We start from the raw sequence: 3,611 nt of genomic DNA on the forward strand, positions 1-3,611 counted from the left end.
CTGTTGGTACTTCAATTATAGCCGGTGGGGCTCATTTTGTCTTTAAAAAAGAAACATCCCTCGACCATTTTTTTTTCAAAATCGGTCGAGGGATGTATTCATTTTAGGGGAGTTTTTTCCCAGCCCCGCAAAATTATGTCTCTTGTTCTAGATTTCTATTCAAGTATAATCGTTAATGTGGCAAATGTAAATAAAGAAACAAATGTTAAATAACTATCAAATGAATAATAAATGAAAGTAGGTAAACGAATGTCAGTAATCGAAGTAAAACATGTTACAAAAGATTATGGCCAGGGTCGAGGTATCTTTGATGTTTCTTTTGAAATTAAGAAAGGTGAAGTCTTTGGATTCTTAGGACCAAATGGGGCAGGAAAGACAACAACTATCCGTCATTTAATGGGTTTCATTCAACCAGATGAAGGCGAATTGTATATTAACGGAAAAGATACTTGGAAATCAACTGCACTGATCAAACATGATGTCGGCTATTTACCAGGGGAACTTGCCTTCCCAGATTATATGACTGGTGATCAATTCATTGAGTTTATGGCAGAAGAACGCCATATTTCTGATATGTCACGAACAGAGGAATTAAAAAAGCTTTTTGAATTAGATACATCAGAAGAGATAAAAGAAATGAGTTTAGGAGATAAAAGAAAACTAGCTGTCGTTACGGCTTTTATGCATAATCCAAAAATATTAATTTTGGATGAACCAACTTCAGGATTAGATCCAGTTATGCAAGAACGTTTTATTGAGTTTATATTGAATGAAAAGGCAGATGGAAAGACTATTCTGTTATCCAGTCATATTTTTAGTGAAGTTGATGCCACGTGTGATCGGATTGCGATTATTAAAGATGGTATGGTTGTTTCAATGATTGAAGCTGATCAACTGAAAAGAAATACGCATAAGACCTTCAAAATAGAATTTTCAAGCTTTGAAGATTATGAAAAGTTTTTAGGAAAGACAGCATTTGCAATTCCAATTAAACGACCAAACCAAAACCAAGTAAAAATGAATTTGACGGATGAAAAAATGCAACAATTATTTACAGAATTGAGTGAAGTAAATGTAAACTTTATTTCTGAAATTAAATTTACACTCGAAGATTATTTCATGGATTTCTATGATCGTAAGAAGTCGGTTTCTGACGGGGAGGGGAACTTACAATATGGTATATATTGATATAAAACATTTAACAAAGGACTATAAAAAAGGTCGCGGCGTTTTTGATATCTCTTTAGAAATTGAAAAAGGAGAAGTCTATGGTTTTGTTGGGGTTAATGGGGCAGGAAAGACCACAACTATACGCCATATGATGGGCTTTATTAAACCAGATGAAGGCAGTGTTACAATTCAAGGACTTGATGCGACAAAAAGTAGTGCGGAAGTGAAGCGTTACGTCTCTTATATTCCTGGAGAGATTAATTTTCCAGGAAACACGAGTGGTGAAGAGTTCTTGAAGGAACAAATTTATTTATCTGGAAGAGGTAGCTGGGGACGTGCCAAAGAATTGAGTGAACAACTCCAGTTAGATGTCACGGCAAACGTGCACTCAATGAGTAAAGGGATGAAACAAAAAACGGCAATTGTTTCAGCTTTAGCTTCGGATGCGGATATTTTAATTATGGATGAACCCACAACAGGTTTAGATCCTTTGATGCGTGATGTTTTCATTGACCTTTTAAAAGAAGAAAAAGAAAAAGGAAAGACTATTTTTATGTCGAGCCATATTTTCCAAGAGGTTGAAGAAGTTTGTGATCGTGTCGCGGTCATTCAAGAGGGCAAGATAATAGAAGTCGTTAACATGAAAAATATTCGCTACAACAAAAATAAAGAATATCGAATGGAATTTAAAACCGAAGAAGACTTTAAACGATTTATTGGTTTGGGGTATCAAATCAGTAAAGTAAAAGCAGAGGATTTACAAATCTTTGTTCAAATTCATGATGAACATATTAATGAATTAATTCAAACTTTAAAAGATTTTGATTTAGTTTATTTCAAAGAAATTAAAGTTCATTTTGAAGATTATATTACTGAAGTATTCAAGGAGGAAAAATAAATGATATCAAAACCAATATTTAAACAAAGTCTACAATCGAACTGGAAGCTATGGTTGATCATAACAATTGTTGCGTCAATGATCATCTCTGGTTTCATAATAAGCTATGATGCGGCAGGTTACGCTTCAATTGCGGAAGCTGCTGAAGGGACAGCTTTTTCTAATATCTTATCCACTCTAACGAGTCTATTAGGGAGTTTAGAAAACTTTTATAAATTGATTGCTGTCATTCTTGGGATTGTTTATGTAGTATTTACCGCAAATAATCTTGTGGTTAATGAGGTAGATTCAGGATCTATGGCTTACACTTTGTCAACACCTATTAAACGTTCAAGTGTTATTTTTACAAAATCACTTTACTTAATCCTTTCTGTTGTATTAATGTATACCGTCATTTCACTAGCAGGGTTGACCGCTTCGCAATTGAATTATAACAATGTGACGGGTTATGCGATAACTGAGGATGTTGAAGCAGCAGCTAAAACGTTGAACCACGATGAAGATTATTTATCCGAGCGACTTTATCTAATTCAAGAAGATGAAGATGTTAGGCGTGAAGCCGCTATTGCACGAGATATGGATACTGAAGCTTATGCGATTTATTTAGAAGATGTCATTCGTGAGCGTTCTTATGAAGAAGCGGCAGAAATTATTACAGACGAGCGTTACGACATTTATGATGATGACGATGATATGGAAGATGAAGATATCGAAATTACGACGGAAGAATTAATGGAAGATCCAGGAATGATTCTAGATAGTAACGATGCCCTAGCTGCTGGTGCGCGTGTTTACGGTCTTTCAACAAATGATTATCGTAAAATTGTTCTAGATGAAATGAATGACCTTGAGAGTTCAGAAGAAGTCGAAGAAGAAGCAACAGAAGATGAGGAGCAAGGCGAAGAGGAGCAAGAAGCTGAAGCAGCAGAAGAAGAGCAAGAACCACAACCACAACCAACTGCTTCACAAGAAGCGACAACACCTCAAAGACAGCTAACTGAAGACAATGCGGAGCTTCTGCTTCAAACAGTCATCGACTCATCCGCAACAGCTTTAAACTTAAGTAGTGATCAAGTAAGTGAAAACTTAACATTACTTAAAGATCCGGAAGCCTTAGTCTTATCTACACAAACAACCGGATTAAATGAAGAACAAATTACATCAATGGCCAATCATGCGATGGTATCTTCCGCTAGATCGGTTGATAAAGCTATAGAATTTGATGTTGAAACGTATCTATGGTTAAGTCTGGGGCTACTATTATTAATTCTTGCAATGAGTTCAATAGCGTTCTTCGCATCAACATTGTTTAATCGTACAGGAATGGCGTTAGCAATCGGAGGCGGTATACCTTTTGCATTCTTCCTAATTACCATGATTCAACAATTAATGGATAGTGCCGATGGTCTTGAATATATAACTCAAGTTTCGCACCCCTAAGAACGACGTTCTATCCTTTTACCGTAAAGATCAGTTAGAATATTGAACTTAAAAGTACAGAAAAAGACACCTCTCTTTGGTAAAATGTAGTTACCAACAAACA

3 protein-coding genes are annotated in these 3,611 nt (G+C 35.6%); all 3 read left to right on the forward strand.

What is annotated here, in order from left to right:
* The first annotated feature begins 249 nt into the window (after positions 1-249).
* Genes ACYVLS_RS09210 through ACYVLS_RS09220 form a run of 3 tightly spaced genes read left to right on the forward strand, consistent with a single transcriptional unit; the run spans position 250 to position 3,508 of the window.
* Positions 250-1,188: an ABC transporter ATP-binding protein gene (locus ACYVLS_RS09210; protein WP_460323815.1), complete on the forward strand. Its 939-nt coding sequence runs from the start codon at positions 250-252 to the stop codon at positions 1,186-1,188.
* On the forward strand, positions 1,175-2,068 hold the full coding sequence (locus tag ACYVLS_RS09215; RefSeq protein WP_126110691.1) for an ABC transporter ATP-binding protein: 894 nt from the start codon (positions 1,175-1,177) through the stop codon (positions 2,066-2,068). Before ACYVLS_RS09210 ends, ACYVLS_RS09215 begins: the two co-directional genes overlap by 14 nt.
* The gene (locus ACYVLS_RS09220) at positions 2,069-3,508 is read left to right on the forward strand and encodes an ABC transporter permease (RefSeq protein WP_460323818.1); all 1,440 of its coding nucleotides are present in this window, start codon (positions 2,069-2,071) and stop codon (positions 3,506-3,508) included.
* Positions 3,509-3,611 lie beyond the last annotated feature (103 nt).

Source organism: Alkalibacterium psychrotolerans (genome assembly GCF_054784355.1).